Genomic DNA, 17,382 nt, shown 5'->3' on the forward strand with positions numbered 1-17,382 from the left:
GTAATGCGGGTTAGAACCCTAATAACCACTCACGACGGCGTCGACGTGGCCCGCCGCGAGGTCGGCAGCCCGGGCCCGCAGGGGTGCGCCGCCGCGCGGGATGAGCGTCACCGTGCCGTCGGCCAGGTCCGTGACCAGCGTGCTCAACGTCAGCTGCGGGTCGCCGCCGGCCGCGTCGCGGTGCACGTCGTTCGTCAACGTGTCGACCAGCCACGTCACGTCCGGGGCGGCCGGTGACAGGTGCGCGCAGACCTCGGCGCGGTCCAGGCTCTCCTCGCCCGCCGCGTCGAGGTCCGGCGGCAGCTGGCGGAAGTGGTTGGTGTGCCAGGAAAGCCCACTGGCCACAGTGGTCACGGCCGTCTCGTGGCCGGCCTTCTCGACCACCGTCACGCCGGCCGAACCGACCTGGCCCATGGTGTACGCGAACCCGCCGGCCGAAGCGTGCGAGCGCAGCGACGACACGGCTTCCGCGACGTCGACGGCCCGCTGCAGCGACCGCGCGACGAAGTGCCGCCCGGCGCACGGCGACGGCGTCACCACGTTCACGCTGTCGATCCCCCACACCAGCCCGTGCGTGGTGAGCGTGAACGTGTTGGCCGGCACGAAACCCGGGTACCACCAGACGCAGACGCCGGGCTCGCCGTCGATCAGCAGGGTCAGCAGCCGCCCGATGCCGTCGAACACCGGGGCGCCGTCCTCGTTGTGCCCGAGCAGGCTCCGCGCGCCGACCCACGCGAGGTCGGTGCAGCCGGTGCCGTCGCCGGTGCCCAGGTCGCCACGCAGGTTGGCCAGCAGCAGGTCGTCGAACGGCACCCCCGCGCCCGACGCCAGCGCGGCGAGCTCGGCGTAGGCGTCCGGGTGCTCGACCTGCGACGCCGATTCGATCGCCCGGAACAGCACCGGCGACCGCCGTGCCCGCCCGGTGACCGGCCAGGACGGCAGTCCGTCGAGGACGGTCCGGATGTCGGCCGCCGCATACGCCCCCAGCTCGGAGAACGCGGCTTCGCGGGGGCCGCGGACGACCGTCCAGCGCACGTCACCGATCCGGTGCTCCACGACCGTCGCCGCCATGCGCTCACGATGCCTGAGCAGTCAGGAAAAGGCAACGGCTAGTGCGCGCCCACCGCGACCACGCGGACCACCGCCGAGCCGGCTTCGTCGGACGCGGCCAGGTCGATCTCCGCGCTGATGCCCCAGTCGTGGTCGCCCGCCGGGTCGTCGAAGATCTGGCGGACCTTCCAGACGTCCGGCAGCTGCTCGATGATGATCAGTGCCGGACCGCGCGCGTCCGGGCCGGTGCCCAGCGCGTCGTACTCCTCGAAGTAGTCCTCGATCGCGTCTTCCCACGCCTCGGCGTCCCAGCCCGAAGCCGCGTCCAGCTCGCCCAGCACGTTCCACGCGCGGCGCCCGAACAGCTCGACCCGGCGGAACAGCTCGTTGCGCACCAGCACCCGGAACGCGCGCTCGTTGCGCGTGACGGCGGGCGGTTCGGCCGGCGGCCGGTGGGAGACCGGCCCCTCCTCGTCCGGGTGCCGCAGGGCTTCCCACTCGTCGAGCAGGCTGGAGTCGACCTGCCGGACCAGCTCGCCGAGCCACTCGATGAGGTCCTGCAGCGGCTCGGTCTTCGCCTCGTCGGGCACCGTGTGGCGCAGCGCGTCGTAGGTGTCCGCGAGGTAGCGCAGCACCAGCCCTTCGGACCGCGCGAGCTGGTAGAAGCCGATGTACTCGACGAAGTTCATCGCGCGCTCGTACATGTCGCGCACGACCGACTTCGGCGACAGCTCGTAGTCGTCGACCCACGGGTGGCCCTGCCGGTAGCTGTGGAACGCGCCCTGCAGCAGCTCTTCCAGCGGCTTCGGGTAGCTGACGTTCTCGAGCAGCTCCATCCGCTCGTCGTACTCGATGCCTTCGGCCTTCATGGCGTTCACGGCCTCGCCGCGCGCCTTGAACTGCTGCTGCGACAGCACGGGCCGCGGATTGTCCACAGTGGATTCCACAGTGGACACGACGTCGAGCGGGTAGCTCGGCGACTCCAGGTCGAACAGCTCGATCGCGGCCAGCGCGAACGGCGAAAGCGGCTGGTTGAGCGCGAAGTCGAACTGCAGGTCGACGGTGAGCCGGACGATCCGGCCCTGCTCGTCCGGCTCGGGCAGCCGCTCGACGATGTCGGCGGACAGCAGCGCGCGGTAGATCGCGATGGCGCGCAGGATGAGCTTGCGCTGCGACGCGCGGTCCTCGTGGTTGTCCTCCAGCAGGTGACGCATGGAGTCGAACGCGTTGCCCGGCCGCGAGATCACGTTCAGCAGCATCGAGTGCGTGACCTTGAAGCTGGACGTCAGCGGCTCGGGCTCGGCCGCGATCAGCCGGTCGAACGTGCTCTCGGTCCAGTTGACGAACCCCTCCGGGGCCTTCTTCCGGACGATCTTCTTTTTCTTCTTCGGGTCGTCGCCCGCCTTCTCCAGCGCCTTCGCGTTCTCGACGACGTGGTCGGGCGCCTGGACGACGACGTAACCGTCGGTGTCGTAGCCCGCCCGGCCGGCACGGCCGGCGATCTGGTGGAACTCGCGCGCCTTGAGGTGGCGCTGGCGGATGCCGTCGTACTTCGTCAGCGCGGAGAAGACCACTGTCCTGATCGGTACGTTGATGCCGACGCCGAGCGTGTCCGTCCCGCAGATCACCTTGAGCAGCCCGGACTGGGCGAGGGTTTCGACCAATCGGCGGTACTTCGGCAGCATGCCGGCGTGGTGGACGCCGATGCCGTGGCGGACCAGCCGCGAGAGCGTCTTGCCGAAGCCCGCGGAGAACCGGAAGTCGCCGAGCAGCTCGGCGATGGCCTCCTTCTCGGCCTTGGTCGTGACGTTGATGCTCATCAGCGTCTGCGCCCGCTCGATGGCCGCGGCCTGCGAGAAGTGGACGACGTAGACCGGCGCCTGACCGCCGTGGAGCAGCTCGGACATGGTCTCGTGCAGCGGGGTCAGCGCGTACCGGAAGGTCAGCGGCACCGGGCGCTGCACCGACGTGACCACGGCCGTCGGCTTGCCGGTGCGGCGGGTGAGGTCCTTCTCGAAGAAGGACACGTCGCCCAGGGTCGCCGACATCAGGACGAACTGGGCCTTCGGCAGCTCGAGGATCGGCACCTGCCACGCCCAGCCGCGGTCGGGCTCGGAGTAGAAGTGGAACTCGTCGGCCACGACCTGCCCGACGGGGGCGTCGGCCCCGAACCGCAACGCGATGTTCGCCAGGATTTCGGCCGTGCAGCAGATGATCGGCGCGTCCGGGTTCACGGCGGAGTCGCCGGTCATCATCCCGACGTTGTCCGCCCCGAAGATCTCGATGAGCTGGAAGAACTTCTCCGACACCAGCGCTTTGATGGGCGCGGTGTAGTAGCTGCGGCGGCCCTGGGCGAGCGCGGTGAAGTGCGCGCCGACCGCGACGAGGCTCTTCCCGGAGCCGGTCGGCGTCGAGAGGATGACGTTCGATCCGGAGACGACCTCCATCACCGCCTCCTCCTGCGCCGGGTACAGCGCGATGCCCCGATCGGCCGTCCAGGTCGTGAACGCTTCGAAGAGGGCGTCGGGGTCGGGATCCGCAGGCAGAAGGTCTGTGAGAGTCATGAGACGTCCATCGTGCCATCCGCTCGTCGCAAAGTCGGCAGGGGCGATCGCATCGCGAGTGGTAAACCCGTAGGCTTCGCGGTACCGCGCACCGACCGGGGCATACTTTCGGTCTCGCGCGCACACGGGCGGTAATCCGGAGGGCTTAGGAATGGCACAGGACATCATCCCGATCGAACTCGGCCTGCCGCAGGGGGACGTCGTCACCCTGTGGGCGCCGCGCTGGCGGGAGGACGGCGAGGAGTGGGAAGCGTTCCTCGGCGACGAGGACGACCTGTACGCGTTCCCGGACGCAGCCCACTTGGCCGCGTTCGTACGCACCTCCGAGCGGCACGACCTGCTCGATCACCCGGCGTGGGACGCGGTTCCGTCGCTGAACGTCCCGGAGCTGATCCCGGACGAGGACCACACGTACGACCTCGTCGGCGTGCCCGAGCTCGTCGCCGAAGAGCCGGACATCTGGCACATCGCGGAGCTCGCCGAGATCATCGGCATCGTGCGGTCGCTCGCCGACGTCTGCGACCTCGAAGAGGTCCACGAGATCCTCGACTCGACCGAGGGCTTCTCGCTGCTCGACCAGGGCACCCTTCCGTTCACCGGGAGCGTCGGCGTCCAGGTGTGGAACGACCTGTCCGAGACGGTGTCGCAGAAGTGGGACACCGTGCTGGACGCGATCGACGGCCTGGTGACCGCACCCGACGTCGACGAGAAGATCCTGGAGCAGACCGCCGAGGAGCTGGCGGCGTTCCACGAGGAGTCCGCGGCGGCCGAAGCCGGCGCCGAGGGTGAAGAGGACCTCGAGGCGATCGACTCCGCCGACTCGGACGACGACGCCGAAGACGAGGAAGAGGAAGAGGACGAAGGTCCGGTCGGCTTCTGGGCCGAGGTCGGCATCGACCCGATCAAGATCATCACGTCCGGCGCGGAGTACTACACGCTGCGCTGCTACCTCGACGACTCGCCGGTGTTCCTCGGCAGCGAGGGCGAGATCGACGTCTACACCTCGGAGAAGGCCCTCGCCAGGGCCCTGGCCGACGGCAAGGACCTCGCCGACACCGACCTCGCCGACGTGTCCACCTGGGAAGAGGTGCTCGCGAAGGCCACCGCGGGCGAGCTCGAGATCGAGGTCGACCCGGAGAACACCTACGTCCTGTCCGGCATCGACGCCGACATCGCGGAAGGCCCGGAGGCGATCGACCCGACCCAGCTCGAGCTGGCCGTCGAGCTGATCACCGACGCCGCCGACTGGGCGGGCGACGACACGGCCGACACGGCACTGGCGAGCAACGAAAGCCTGGGCTGGCTGGTCTCGTTCGTCCTGCGCCCGGACCCCACACGCCTCGAGCCGAGCGCCCCGTTCGACGCGGAGCAGGGCTCGTGGCGCAAGCTGGTGGAGACGTTCGAAAACCGCCTCACGGTCGCCTGACCTTCCGACCTCACGAAGGCCGCCTCCCGGATTCGGGAGGCGGCCTTCGTCGTGTCGACCCTTCAATCACGCGTGTCGTCCATCCAGGCACACGTGTCGTCCGTCCAGGCACGCATGTCAGCCGTTCAGGCACGCGAGTTGGCCGAACCGGTCTGTGCGGGAACGGTCGACTCGCGTGATCAGAGGGTCGACACGCGTGCTTGAGGGGACGACACGGGGTCAGTCTTCTGCGGATCGCTCCGCGCGGGTCGGGACCACCAGCACTGCCAAGGCCGGGAAGATCGCCGCGACGCAGAAGGCCAGCGCGTAGCGGCTGTCGCCGATCACCAGGCCCAGCAGGGGCGGCGTGAGGGACGCCGCGATGTTCTGGCCCGTGTTCTGCGTGCCCATCGCGCGGCCCGACCACGCCAGGCCGGCCAGCTCGGCCGACGCCGTGAAGCCGAGACCGTTGTCGGCGACCGTGATGATCCCGGCCAGCGCCAGCGCGAGCAGCACCAGCCAGAGCCACGTCGTGTCGCCCAGGGCGACCAGCAACATCACGAAGCAGCTCAGCACCGCGAGCTGGCGCATCGGCCGCAACCGGCTGCCGACCCGGTCGGACCACCAGCCCGACCCCAGCCGCCCCGCGGCGCCCAGGACCTGGACCACCGCCAGGTACCAGCCCGCCGACAGCGCGCTCCAGTGCTGCACCGTGACCAGGTACACCGGCGCGAAGGCCGAGACGGCGAACTGCGGGACCACCAGCAACGCGCTCGCGCCGTGCACCCGCCACAGCGTCGCGTGCCGGTACGGCGACGGCGGCTTCTCACCCGAAGCCGGCCGAGGCGGCCGGGGCGGGTCCGCGACGAGCCAGGCCACCAGCAGCGCGACGACGATCGCCAGCCCGGCCGGCAGCAGCACGGCCGCGCGGAACCCGAAGTGCGCGGCCAGCGGCGGCAGCCCGAGCGCGGCGACGCCGACACCCAGCGGCTGGGCCGTCTGGCGGATCCCCATCGCGACCCCGCGCTCGGACTTCGCGAACCAGCCCATGACGACGCGGCCGCTCGCCGCGTTCACCGAAGCCGAACACGCTCCGGCAGCAAGGAACACCCCGAAGAGCAGCCCGATCGAGTGGGCGCCGAGTCCGGCGTACACCAGGAGTAACCCTGAGACCCCCAGCCCGAGGGCCATGATCAGACGCTCTCCGTAACGGTCCGCAGCCGCGCCCCACACGATCAGGGTGCACAACAACCCGATGCTCGGGGCCGCGACGACCGTGCCGGCCTGGGCCAGCGTCAGCCCCTCGGCCGCCCGCATCGCCGGGACCAGGAACGGGATGCCGTAGAGGAACGAACAGCTCGCGGTCTGCGCGGCGAGACCGAGCGCGAGGATGAGCCACCGTCGTGAACTCGCCTGAACCTGCTCGATCGAATCGCCCTTGACCTGCGCCATCGTCTTCACCGTCTCAAATTCTGAGAACAACTTCCTATATGGTGAACGATAGTTGTCGTGCCTAAGGACCGCAACCGCCTATCGGCGGTCACGGTCCCGAGGGCGTCGAGGTCAGCGCAGGGCGGCGTACCCGGGCTTGATCACGTCGTCGATCAGCGCGAGCCGGGAGTCGAAATCTATGAAGGCGGATTTCATCGCATTGATCGTGAACCAGCGCAGCTCGTCCAGGTCATAGCCGAAGGTCTCGTGCAGCGCGGCGAATTCGCTGGTCATCGTGCACCCGCTCATCAGCCGGTTGTCCGTGTTGACGGTGACCCGGAAGCGCAGCTTGGCCAGCAGGCCGATGGGGTGCTCGGCGATCGAGCGCGCGGCGCCTGTTTGGACGTTCGACGTCGGGCAGATCTCCAGCGGGATGCGGCGGTCGCGGACATAGGCGGCCAACCGTCCAAGGTGGACCGTGCCGTCGGCGTCGCTCTTGATGTCCTCGATGATCCGCACACCGTGCCCGAGCCGTTCGGCGCCGCAGTGCTGAATCGCCTCCCAAATGGACGGAAGACCGAACGCTTCACCGGCGTGAATGGTGAAATGCGCATTGTTCTGCCGCAAATACTCGAAAGCGTCGAGATTGCGGGTCGGCGGGAATCCGTCCTCCGGTCCGGCGATGTCGAACCCGACGACGCCGGCGTCGCGGTAGCGGACCGCCAGGTTCGCGATCTCGAGGGCCCTGGCGTGCTGGCGCATCGCGCAGAGCAACGTCCCGACGCGGATCGAACCGCCGGCGGCGACCACGCGGCGTGTGCCCTCCGTGAACCCCGCCTGGACGGCCTCGACCACCGTATCGAGTGACAGACCGCGTTCGACGAACAACTCCGGTGCGTAGCGCACCTCGGCGTAGACGACGCCGTCGGCGGCCAGGTCTTCGACAGCTTCCGCGGCGACTCTGACCAGGGCTTCCTCCGTTTGCATCACCCCGCAGGTGTGCGCGAAGGTCTCGAGGTAGGAGACGAGCGAGCCGGAATCGGCCGCTTGGCGGAACCAGCTGCCCAGCTCGGCGGGGTCGCTGGTGGGCAGGCCGGCATAGCCGGTGGCGTCGGCGAGCTCGGCCACGGTCGCGGGCCGCAGCCCGCCGTCCAGGTGGTCGTGCAGCAGCACCTTGGGCGCGCGGCGGAGCGTCTCGATGGGCAGAACAGGGGTTTCGTCGGACATCCCTCAACGGTAACCTCGGTGTCATTCCCCTACATGGCCGTAACTCTCAGTCTCTGGCTAACCCTGAGCGTCGAGATCAGGTAACGAATCGGCCATCCGGGGGCGGCCTCCGCAATACCCGCTTCACGGGGGCCATACGCACAGCAATTTCGCAATCGTTAAGCTTCGTGGCACGTCCCTCCATTTCCCCGCCGACGAAGGACACACAGCAGTGACCACTGACAACCACATTGCCGCCCCGTCCTTCGACCGGATGCGCAACATGCTGGTGCGCGCGGCCGAAGTGCGTGAGAGCGAGCAGCAGCAGATCTTCGACGCGCTCGACGACATCTACGCCCGCCTCGCGCCGGTCGACTCGCTGGGCGCGGTCCGCAAGCGGCTGTCCGAGATGCCCGACCGCACCGAGGTCAGCGTCCTGGCCGAGCGCCTCGACGAGACGATGTCCCGGCTGGAGGCCCAGGACAACGCCATCGCCGCGCTGACCCGCGCCGTCGAGAGCATCGTCGACAAGCTGGCCAAGCCGTTCGCGCAGCTCGACGGCCGCCTCGACGGCATGGCCTCGCGCTTCGAGGGCGTCGCGGGCCGGATGGACGGACTCGAGGACAAGCTCCAGAACATCCACCGCCGGATCGACGAGGTCGGCGGCCACCTCGACAAGCAGGACGCGAAGCTCGACTCGATCCCGCAGTCGGTGCTCGGCCCGGTCCGCGAGCGGATCGAGCAGAGCGAGGCGTCGCTGCGCGACCGCGTCGACCACGCCGACCACGAGCTGCGGAACAAGGTCGACGAGCTGAGCCGCGTCACGCAGGAGCGGATCGGCGAGCTGGACCGCGTCACCGGCGAGCGGATCGGCGCGAACACCGAGGCGCTCAAGGTCGCGCTGACCGAGACCGGCGAGATGATCGACGCCTCGGACCGCCTGGAGAAGCTCGGCAACCGCCTCGAGACGGTCACCACCCGCCTCGACGACCTGGCCGGCCGCCTCGACAAGGTGGAAGACGGCTTCCTGTCCGGCATCGGCGACCTCGACGGCGCGCTCAAGGCCGGGCTGTCCAAGGTCGAGGGCACCCTGTCCAAGCAGCCGGACACCGACTCGCTCGACTCGCTGGTGCGCAAGAGCAACGACGAGAGCGTCCGCCGCATCGGCGGCCAGCTCGACGAGGCGATGGCGACGTTCGCGGAGCTCATGCTCGGCGGCGGCCCCGCCGTGCAGCAGATCTCGCCCCCGCCGCCGGCTCCGCGCCAGCCGCGTCGCAGCTCCCGCAACGGCCGCGCGCCGAAGCCGGCCGACGCCAAGGCCAAGCCGGGCGAAGGCCCGGAAGAGCCCACGGAGTAAGCAAGCCAGTCGAAGAGGCCCCCACCGGTACGCCGGTGGGGGCCTTCTCGTATCTCACGTGTCTGGAGCCGTGACTCGCGTGATCGGAGCCGGAACTCGCGTGTCTGGGGCCGTACCGGCTCTGATCACGCGAGTTCCAGGTTCAATCACGCGGGATACGACTTCGGACGTCACTCGGTCGGGTGATCATCTTCGCGATGATCATCACACCGTGCCGTGGATCGTCTCCCGGACGATCGGAGCCGCGGCGGGAGCCGCGGCGGCCACCGTGAAGCCGCCTTCGAGGGCCGCCAGGGCTGCCGGGACGGCGGACGGCGTGTCCGTGTGCAGTTCCAGCAGCGGCTCGCCCTCGGTGACCGCGTCGCCCGGCTTGGCCAGGCACAGCACGCCCGCCGCGGCCTGGACCGGGTCCTCCTTGCGGGCCCGGCCCGCGCCCAGCCGCCACGAGGCGACGCCCACCGCGTACGCGTCCAGCGAAGCCAGCACGCCGGAAGCCGGGGCGACCACCGTGTGGATGTGCGACGGCTTGGGCAGCGGCGCCGACGGGTCGCCGCCCTGGGCCGAGATCATCCGGCACCACGTCTCGTACGCCTCGCCCGACGCGAGCACCTCGGCCGGGTCCGTGGAGATCCCCGCCAGCGCCAGCATCTCCCGGGCCAAAGCCAGCGTCAGCTCGACGACGTCCGACGGGCCGCCGCCCTGCAGGACGGAAACCGACTCCGCCACCTCGACCGCGTTGCCGACCGCGCGCCCCAGCGGGACGTTCATGTCGGTCAGCAGCGCCGTCGTCGGGACGCCGTGCGCGACGCCGATCGACGTCAGCGTCGAGGCGAGCGTGCGCGCCTGGTCGAGCGTCTTCATGAACGCGCCGGACCCGAACTTCACGTCCAGGACCAGCCCGGACGCGCCTTCCGCGATCTTCTTGCTCATGATCGAGCTGGCGATCAGCGGGATCGACTCGACCGTCGACGTCACGTCCCGCAGCGCGTACAGCTTCTTGTCCGCCGGGGCCAGCCCGGACGTCGCCGCGCAGACCACCGCGCCGACGTCCTCCAGCTGACGCGCGATCTCCGCCGTGGACAGCGAAGCCCGCCAGCCGGGGATCGACTCCAGCTTGTCGAGCGTGCCGCCGGTGTGCCCGAGCCCGCGGCCGGACAGCTGCGGCACCGCCGCGCCGCACGCGGCCACCAGCGGAGCCAGCGGCAGCGTGATCTTGTCGCCGACCCCGCCGGTCGAGTGCTTGTCGACGGTCGGGCGCGAGACGTCCAGCGTGAGCCGCTCCCCCGACGCGATCATCGCGCCGGTCCAGCGGGATATCTCCGCAGAGTCCATACCCCGCAGGAAGATCGCCATCGCCAGCGCCGACATCTGCTCCTCGGCGACGACGCCGTGGGTGTAGGCGTCGACGACCCAGTCGATCTGCTCGTCGGACAACCGGCCGCCGTCCCGCTTCGCACGAATCACGTCTACTGCCGAGAACGCGCGCAGTGCTGATGGTTCGCCCGCGAGCTCGCTCACGGCAGGTCGTCCGGGCCGAAGGCGTCCGGCAGCACGTCCGACATCGGCAGGATGCCGCTCGGCGTGTCCACCAGGCACGCGGAGCCGCCCAGCTCGAACAGGATCTGCCGGCAGCGCCCGCACGGCATCAGCAGGTCACCGGCGCCGCTGCGGCACGCGACGGCGACCAGCTTGCCGCCGCCGGACAGCCGCAGCTGCCCGGCCATCGTGCACTCCGCGCAGAGCCCGAGCCCGTAGGACGCGTTCTCGACGTTGCAGCCGATGACCACACGGCCGTCGTCGACGATCCCGGCGACCCCGACGTGCAGGCCCGAATAAGGCGCGTACGCGTGGGAAGCCGCTTCGATGGCCTTCGAACGCAGCGCGTCCCAGTCCACTGTAGACACTAGTCTTCACCTCGCCGGTACGGCTGCCCGTCGGCCTTCGGCGGCCGCAGCCGCTGCGAGGCGACGGCGAGCACGATCAGCGTCACGAAGTGCGCGGTGTACGGGATCAGGTCCGACGGCAGCGTGTCGTTGGCCCAGTAGATCAAGTACAGGATCCCGGCGCCGACGACGCCGAGCCCGGCCGCGATCCACTGCTTGCGGAACAGCTGGACGACGACGATCACGGCGACCAGGATCACCGCGCCGTACAGCAGCGCGAGCACCGCTTCACCGCCGCCGGAGAGCTGCAGGCCGTCGGCGTACCCGAACAGCGCCGCGCCGCCGAGGAGGCCGCCCGGGCGCCAGTTGCCGAAGATCATCGCCGCGAGGCCGATGTAACCGCGGCCGTTGGTCTGGTTCTCCAGGTAGTCCGCGCCGCCGCGCAGCAGCACCAGCGACGCGCCGCCCATCCCGGCGAACGCGCCCGAGATCAGCATCGCGACGTACTTGTGCCGGTAGACGTTGACGCCGAGGGACTCCGCGGCCACCGGGTTCTCGCCGCACGAGCGCAGCCGCAGGCCGAAGCGCGTGCGCCACAGGACCCAGAAGCTCACCGGCACCAGGACGATCGCGATCATCGTCAGCGGCGCCACCTCGGTGACGAGGCCGCGGAGGATGCCGGCGACGTCGGAGATCCCGACGCGCTGCTCCTTTTCGAGGTCACCGAGCCAGTCGGACAGGCCCGAAGCCGAGTAGGTGTCGAACTTCGGCACCACCGGCGACTGCCGCGGGTTGCCGGAGATCGGCTCGAAGATCAGGTTCGCGAGGTACTTCGTGACGCCGAGGCCCAGCAGGTTGATCGCGACGCCGGAGACGATGTGGTTGACGTTGAACGTCACCGTCGCCACCGCGTGCAGCAGGCCGCCCAGCGCGCCGAACACGAGCGCGGCCAGCAGGCCGACCCACACCCCGCCGTTGTACGAACCCCAGGCGGCGCCCCAGGTCCCGAGGATCATCATGCCCTCGAGCCCGATGTTGACGACGCCGGCGCGTTCGGCCCAGAGGCCGCCGAGCGCGCACAGCAGGATCGGCAGGGCCAGGCGCAACGCCGTCGACGCGGTGTTGGACGACGTCAGCGTGGAGACGCCGGTGGAGTACGACGCCGTCGAGACGACGGCGATGGCGATCACGGCCCAGATGACGCCGCGGAGCCAGCCGGGGACGCGGGGCCGCTTGCGGTGCACCGGCATCGCGCCGGGGCTGCCGGCGTCGGGCCGGGAAACGTCGGTGACGGCCATCAGACGGCACCTCCCCCGGCGACCGAAGTGCTCTTGCCGCTGAGTGCGCGGCCGACTCTTCGTTGTTCGGCGGCCAGGTCGGCGCGTCGCACGATCTCGTACGCCACGACGACCGACAGCACGATGATGCCCTGCATGATCGTCGCGATCTCCTTGGACACGTTGATCTGCTCCAGCGACACCGCGGAGGTGTCCAGGAACGCCCACAGCAGCGCGCCGAGCGCGATGCCGCCGGGGTGGTTGCGGCCCAGCAGCGCGACCGCGATGCCGGTGAAGCCGTACATCTGCGTCGAGGTGATGCCGTAGGTGTAGTCGCGGCCGAGCAGCTCCGGCATGGCGACCAGGCCGGCGACGCCGCCCGAGAGCACCATCGCGATCAGCGTCATCTTCTTGGCGTTGACACCACCCGCGGCGGCCGCGGTGGTCGACTCGCCGGACGCCTTGAGCTCGAAGCCGAACCGCGTGCGGTTGAGCATGAACCAGTAGGCGGCGCCGATGATCGCCGCGATGATCACGAAGCCGAAGAGCGTGCCGGACCCGAGCGGGATGCCCGGGATCCGGCCGGACGGCGCGATCTCCCGGGTCCCGATGTTGTTGCCCCGCTGCACGCCGAACTGGTCGGCGTTGATGAGGAAGGCGATGATCCCGCCGACGATCGAGTTCAGCATGATCGTCGCGATCACCTCGCTCACCCCGCGGGTGACCTTGAGGATCGCCGGGACCGCCGCGTACGCCGCACCGGCGACGACCGCGACGATGAGGATCACCAGCGTGTGGATCACCGGCGGCAGGTTCAGCGCGCCGCCGGCGATGGCCGCGACGACCGCGGCGAACCGGTACTGGCCCTCGACGCCGATGTTGAAGAGGTTCATCTGGAAGCCGATGGCCACAGCGAGCCCGGACAGGTAGTACACAGTCGCGAGGTTCGCGGTGTCGACCGCGGTCGAGCCCTTGAACATCTGGCCGATCATCGTGCCGTAGGCCTCGAGCGGGTCGGCCCCCGAGATGACCAGTGCGATCGCCGACAGCAGCACGGCGAACGCGATCGCCAGCAGCGGTGGCAGCAGTTTCGTGCGCCAGGAGGTCATTCGTCGTCACCCTCTCCGGCGCCGGTCATCGCCGAGCCCAGTTCCTGCGGCGTCACGGTCGCGGGGTCGGCTTCGCTGACGAGCCGCCCGCGCAGCATGACGCGGATCGTGTCGGACAGGCCGATGAGCTCGTCGAGGTCGGCCGAGATCAGCAGCACGGCGAGGCCGGCGGCGCGGGCCTGGCGGATGTTCTCCCAGATCAGCGCCTGCGCGCCGACGTCGACACCGCGCGTGGGGTGCGAGGCGATGAGCAGCACCGGGTTGCCGGACAGCTCCCGCCCGACGATCAGCTTCTGCTGGTTGCCGCCCGAGAGCGCCGCGGCCGGAACGTCGATCCCCGGCGTGCGGACGTCGTACTCCCGCACGATCCGCTCGGTGTCCGCGCGCGTGCCCGCGATGTCGAGCAACTGTCCTTTGGAGACCGGCTCGCGGGTCTGGTAACCGAGCATCCGGTTGACCCACAACGGTTGCGTGAGCAGCAGGCTGTGCCGCGTGCGGTCCTCGGCGATGTAGCCGATGCCCGCCTCGCGCCGGGCCAGCGTGCCGGCCTTCGTCAGGTCGCGGGCCACGCCCTCGGCGTCGACCAGTTCGATGGTGCCGCCGGAAGCCTTGCGCATGCCCATGATCGTCTCGACGAGCTCCGTCTGGCCGTTGCCCTCGACACCGGCGACGCCGAGCACCTCGCCCGCGCGCACGGTGAACGTGATGTCGTCGAGCGCGTTGCGGTCGGAGCCCTCGGCGCCCAGCGTCAGCCCGGTCAGCCGCAGCACGGCCCGGTCGGTGACGGTGGACTCGCGGGTCTCCGGGCTGGGCAGCTCGGAGCCGACCATCATCTCGGCGAGCTGGCGCGAGGTGATGGTCTTGGGGTCGGCCGTGCCGACGGTGGTGCCGCGGCGGATCACCGTGACGGTGTCGGCGATCGCGCGCACCTCGTCGAGCTTGTGCGAGATGAAGAGGAAGGTGTAGCCGTCGGCCTTCATCTCCCGGACGGTCGCGAAGAGCGCGTCGACCTCCTGCGGCACGAGCACCGCGGTCGGCTCGTCCAGGATGATGATCTTGGCGCCGCGGTAGAGCACCTTGACGATTTCGACGCGCTGGCGGTCGGCGACGCCGAGCTCCTCCAGCAGCGTTTCCGGCTTCGCGCGCAGGCCGGTCCGCTGCGCGAGCTCCGCCAGCCGCGCGCGGGCGGCGCGGCCGATGCCGTGCAGGCCCTCGGCGCCGAGGAAGACGTTCTCTCCGACGGTGAGGTTGTCGGCGAGCATGAAGTGCTGGTGCACCATGCCGATGCTGGCGCGGATGGCGTCCTGCGGGTTGCGCAGTTTCACCTCGTCGCCGTTGATCGCGATGGTGCCCTCGTCCGGCGGCTGCATGCCGTAGAGGATCTTCATCAGGGTGGACTTGCCGGCGCCGTTCTCACCACAGATGGCGTGCACCTCGCCGGCGGCGACGGTGAGGTTGACGTCGGAGTTGGCCACCACGCCAGGGAAACGTTTGGTGATCCCGGTCAGCTGGACGGCGGGCACGCCCCGGTCGGGGACGGCCGCGGCCGGGGCCTCGGCAGTGCTCATGGGCGGGAGAGTTCCATCTCTGTCAAAACACGTGAGGGCTCGGAGGGGAGAAACCCCTCCGAGCCCTGTCCGCGTTGTCAGTTACTTCTGCGGCTTGTCCGAAACGGTGATCGCGCCCGAGATGATCTGGGCCTTGTACCCGTCCAGGACGTCCTTGATGTCGTCGACCTTGCCACCGGAGGTGGCGTAACCGACGCCGTCGACCTTGAGGTCGAACCGCTTCGGCAGGGTCGTCAGGTCACCCTTGGCGACAGCCTGGATGTAGGAGAACACCGCGACGTCGACGCGCTTGAGCATGGACGTGATGATGACGTCCTTGTCGGCCGCGACGGTCTTCTGGTTGTACTGGTCGGAGTCGACGCCGATGGCCAGCGCGTTGCCCGACTTGGCGGCGTCGAAGACACCCTTACCGGAGGCGCCGGCGGCGTGGTAGATGACGTCCGCGCCCTTGGCGATCTCGGCCTGCGCCTTCGCGTTGCCCTTCGGCGGGTCCTGGAACCCGGAGAAGTCACCGGCCGGCGTGAGGTACTCGTCCTCGATCTTGATCTTGCTGGAAACGGTCTTCGCGCCCTGCAGGAAGCCGGCCTCGAACTTCTGGATCAGCGGGGTGTTGACACCGCCGACGAAGCCGACGTGACAGCTCTTGCTCTTGTACGCGGCGGCGACGCCGGCCAGGAACGAGCCCTGCTCCTCGGCGAACACCAGCGGCGTCACGTTGGGGAGCGTGATCGAGTCGTCGTCGACGATCGCGAACTTGGTGTTCGGGTACTTGGCCGCGACGGCCTTGACCGAGTCGGCGTAGGCGAAGCCGACCGCGACGATCGGGTTGAGGCCCTGCGAAGCCATCTGCTCGAGGCGCTGCTGCTTGGCCGACTCGGCCTCGCTGGCGGACGCGGTGCTCTCGTTGACCGTCGTCACGCCCAGGTCGGACTTGGCCTTGTCGGTACCCGCGGCGGCGGCGTCGTTGAAGGACGCGTCACCCCGGCCGCCGACGTCGAAGGCCAGGCCGATCTTCAGCTGGCTGCCGTCGACCTTGCCGGTGGCGGCGGTGCTGCTGGAGGCGACGGCGGGCGCTGCGGGCGGCTTCTGCGCGGTGACGCAGTCCGAACCGCCCGACGAAGGCGCGGCACTGTTGTTACTGCTGCCACCGCTCGAGTCCTTGGCGCACCCGGCCAGGGTGAGCACCCCGGCCATGGCCACGGCGGCCAGCGCGGTTCCACGCATGCGACGCAACGTGTGTCTCCCTCCCCGCTGATCCAGCGGATGGTCAAGGGCGCGTCCCGGCCCAACTGCCGGGTCGACCGCCAGACCGTACCCAACGGACAGGAAAGCGCCATAGGAAAGGCACGCTACGTAACACAAACGTTTACTCACGAGTCGCACGCGCGACGAGATGTACACCCAACGTGATCACCAGGAGCACCGCGAGTCGCTTTCGGTGGCTTCTCGACGCCTTCACGGGGCCCGGGACGGCCAAAATGCCACCGATTGTCACGGAACGTGCCGAAGGCCGGTGCCGCTCGCGTCGGGTTGTCCACACCGTTCGGCGGTTGTGGACAAGTCGCTCGGTGCCGGCCGTTCCAGGCCTGGCTGTCGGGGGGCGCCGATAGACTGGACTGGGGACGTCCCCCCGGAGAGGGTGGGGGACGGGGTTCGGCCGAAGCGATTCGCGGGGCGCGGGGCGGCGGCGAGAGGCGGCTGGAGGCAGGCCGCTCGGAGCGAGCGCGGCACCCGGCGCTGGGGGCTGCCAGGACGTGGCCAGGCGTCCCCTGGAGCGAGCGTGAGCCGGATGACGATCGCGCGAGCCGGATGACGACCGGGCGAGCGCGAACCCGGCACCCGCGCAATCCCCGGCACCCGGCACTCCCCGGGGCGCGTGCGCGAGCGGGGCGTTCTCCGGAACACCGGCGAGCCGGACACCGGCCGGTGCGAGCCCGGCACCCTTCACCGCCCGGACGCGTGCGCGAGCGAGGCGTCCTCCGGAGCGCTCGTGACCCGGACCGGCCGGAGCGAGCCCGGCACCGCCCGGACGTGTGCGCGAGCGAGTGGTCATCCGGAGTACGCGTGAGCAGACGCCAGCCGGAGCGAGCCCGGCACCCGGCACCCGGCACCCGGCACCCGGCACCCGGCACCCGGCACCCGGCACCCGGACGAGGGTCCGCCAGGCGGGCGAACGGCGCGCCACCCGCGCACTCAGCGTCCACAGTGGACCCCCATTGGCTGTGACGGCGCCCACATCGCGACGCGTGCGCCGCAGGTAGAGCCGATACCCGCTGCGGCGCCCCGAAAGCCGTCACCCGTGTGCTCCAGACCACACCTCCGGGTGGCCCTGGCACCACTCCGGTGTCTGGTCCATCACAGAGGGGAACCCGGAGGTGAGCCGTCCGTCCGAGGCGGGTCTAGCATCCTTGGCATCCACGCTCGATGACCCTTGATCTCGGCATTGCCGCCGTAGTTCGTCCCCAGTGGACCAGCGACGATCAGTGCGGACCTCACCGGTCACCCGGGCACAAGTCAGACGTTGGAGGCCGT

Annotated in this window: 12 protein-coding genes; 2 read left to right on the forward strand and 10 right to left on the reverse strand. The window is 69.9% G+C overall.

Annotated elements, in window-relative coordinates; translation table 11 throughout:
• Positions 1–18 precede the first annotated feature (18 nt).
• Entirely contained in the window at positions 19–1,071 is a 1,053-nt protein-coding gene (locus tag OG570_RS06775; RefSeq protein WP_326955985.1) for a C45 family peptidase, read from the reverse strand.
• 38 nt (positions 1,072–1,109) lie between these two features.
• Positions 1,110–3,614 (reverse strand): DEAD/DEAH box helicase, encoded by a 2,505-nt coding sequence (locus OG570_RS06780; RefSeq protein ID WP_326955986.1) that lies wholly within the window; start codon positions 3,612–3,614, stop codon positions 1,110–1,112.
• A gap of 151 nt (positions 3,615–3,765) precedes the next feature.
• Between OG570_RS06780 and OG570_RS06785 the strand changes: the two genes are divergently transcribed.
• Complete coding sequence (locus tag OG570_RS06785) at positions 3,766–5,040, forward strand: primosomal protein (protein ID WP_326955987.1); 1,275 nt, start codon at positions 3,766–3,768, stop codon at positions 5,038–5,040.
• 219 nt (positions 5,041–5,259) lie between these two features.
• On the opposite strand, the gene OG570_RS06790 is transcribed toward OG570_RS06785, so the two are convergent.
• Positions 5,260–6,471, reverse strand: a complete 1,212-nt coding sequence (locus OG570_RS06790; protein ID WP_326959907.1) for an MFS transporter — start codon at positions 6,469–6,471, stop codon at positions 5,260–5,262.
• Positions 6,472–6,582: 111 nt separating this feature from the next.
• Positions 6,583–7,677, reverse strand: coding sequence for an adenosine deaminase (locus tag OG570_RS06795; protein WP_326955988.1), 1,095 nt, complete (start codon positions 7,675–7,677; stop codon positions 6,583–6,585).
• 211 nt (positions 7,678–7,888) lie between these two features.
• Between OG570_RS06795 and OG570_RS06800 the strand changes: the two genes are divergently transcribed.
• Entirely contained in the window at positions 7,889–9,013 is a 1,125-nt protein-coding gene (locus tag OG570_RS06800; protein WP_326955989.1) for a PA containing protein, read from the forward strand.
• Between the two features lie 204 nt (positions 9,014–9,217).
• Here the strand turns inward: OG570_RS06800 and OG570_RS06805 are convergent, their stop codons facing one another.
• The 6 genes from OG570_RS06805 to OG570_RS06830 all read right to left on the reverse strand — a co-directional run bounded on the left by OG570_RS06805 (position 9,218) and on the right by OG570_RS06830 (position 16,074).
• Positions 9,218–10,501: a thymidine phosphorylase gene (locus OG570_RS06805; protein ID WP_326959909.1), complete on the reverse strand. Its 1,284-nt coding sequence runs from the start codon at positions 10,499–10,501 to the stop codon at positions 9,218–9,220.
• 26 nt (positions 10,502–10,527) lie between these two features.
• Complete coding sequence (locus OG570_RS06810; protein WP_326955990.1) at positions 10,528–10,917, reverse strand: cytidine deaminase; 390 nt, start codon at positions 10,915–10,917, stop codon at positions 10,528–10,530.
• Complete coding sequence (locus OG570_RS06815) at positions 10,917–12,194, reverse strand: ABC transporter permease (RefSeq protein ID WP_442788250.1); 1,278 nt, start codon at positions 12,192–12,194, stop codon at positions 10,917–10,919. The genes OG570_RS06810 and OG570_RS06815 overlap by 1 nt, the downstream gene beginning before the upstream one ends.
• Positions 12,194–13,282 (reverse strand): ABC transporter permease, encoded by a 1,089-nt coding sequence (locus OG570_RS06820; RefSeq protein WP_326946131.1) that lies wholly within the window; start codon positions 13,280–13,282, stop codon positions 12,194–12,196. The genes OG570_RS06815 and OG570_RS06820 overlap by 1 nt, the downstream gene beginning before the upstream one ends.
• The gene (locus tag OG570_RS06825; protein WP_326955991.1) at positions 13,279–14,850 is read right to left on the reverse strand and encodes an ABC transporter ATP-binding protein; all 1,572 of its coding nucleotides are present in this window, start codon (positions 14,848–14,850) and stop codon (positions 13,279–13,281) included. The genes OG570_RS06820 and OG570_RS06825 overlap by 4 nt, the downstream gene beginning before the upstream one ends.
• A gap of 81 nt (positions 14,851–14,931) precedes the next feature.
• Positions 14,932–16,074 carry a BMP family lipoprotein gene (locus OG570_RS06830; protein WP_247060759.1) on the reverse strand — a complete coding sequence of 381 codons (1,143 nt, stop codon included), beginning with the start codon at positions 16,072–16,074 and terminating at the stop codon, positions 14,932–14,934.
• Positions 16,075–17,382 lie beyond the last annotated feature (1,308 nt).

The sequence above is a fragment of the Amycolatopsis sp. NBC_01286 genome, from assembly GCF_035982555.1.
Classification (GTDB): Bacteria; Actinomycetota; Actinomycetes; order Mycobacteriales; family Pseudonocardiaceae; genus Amycolatopsis.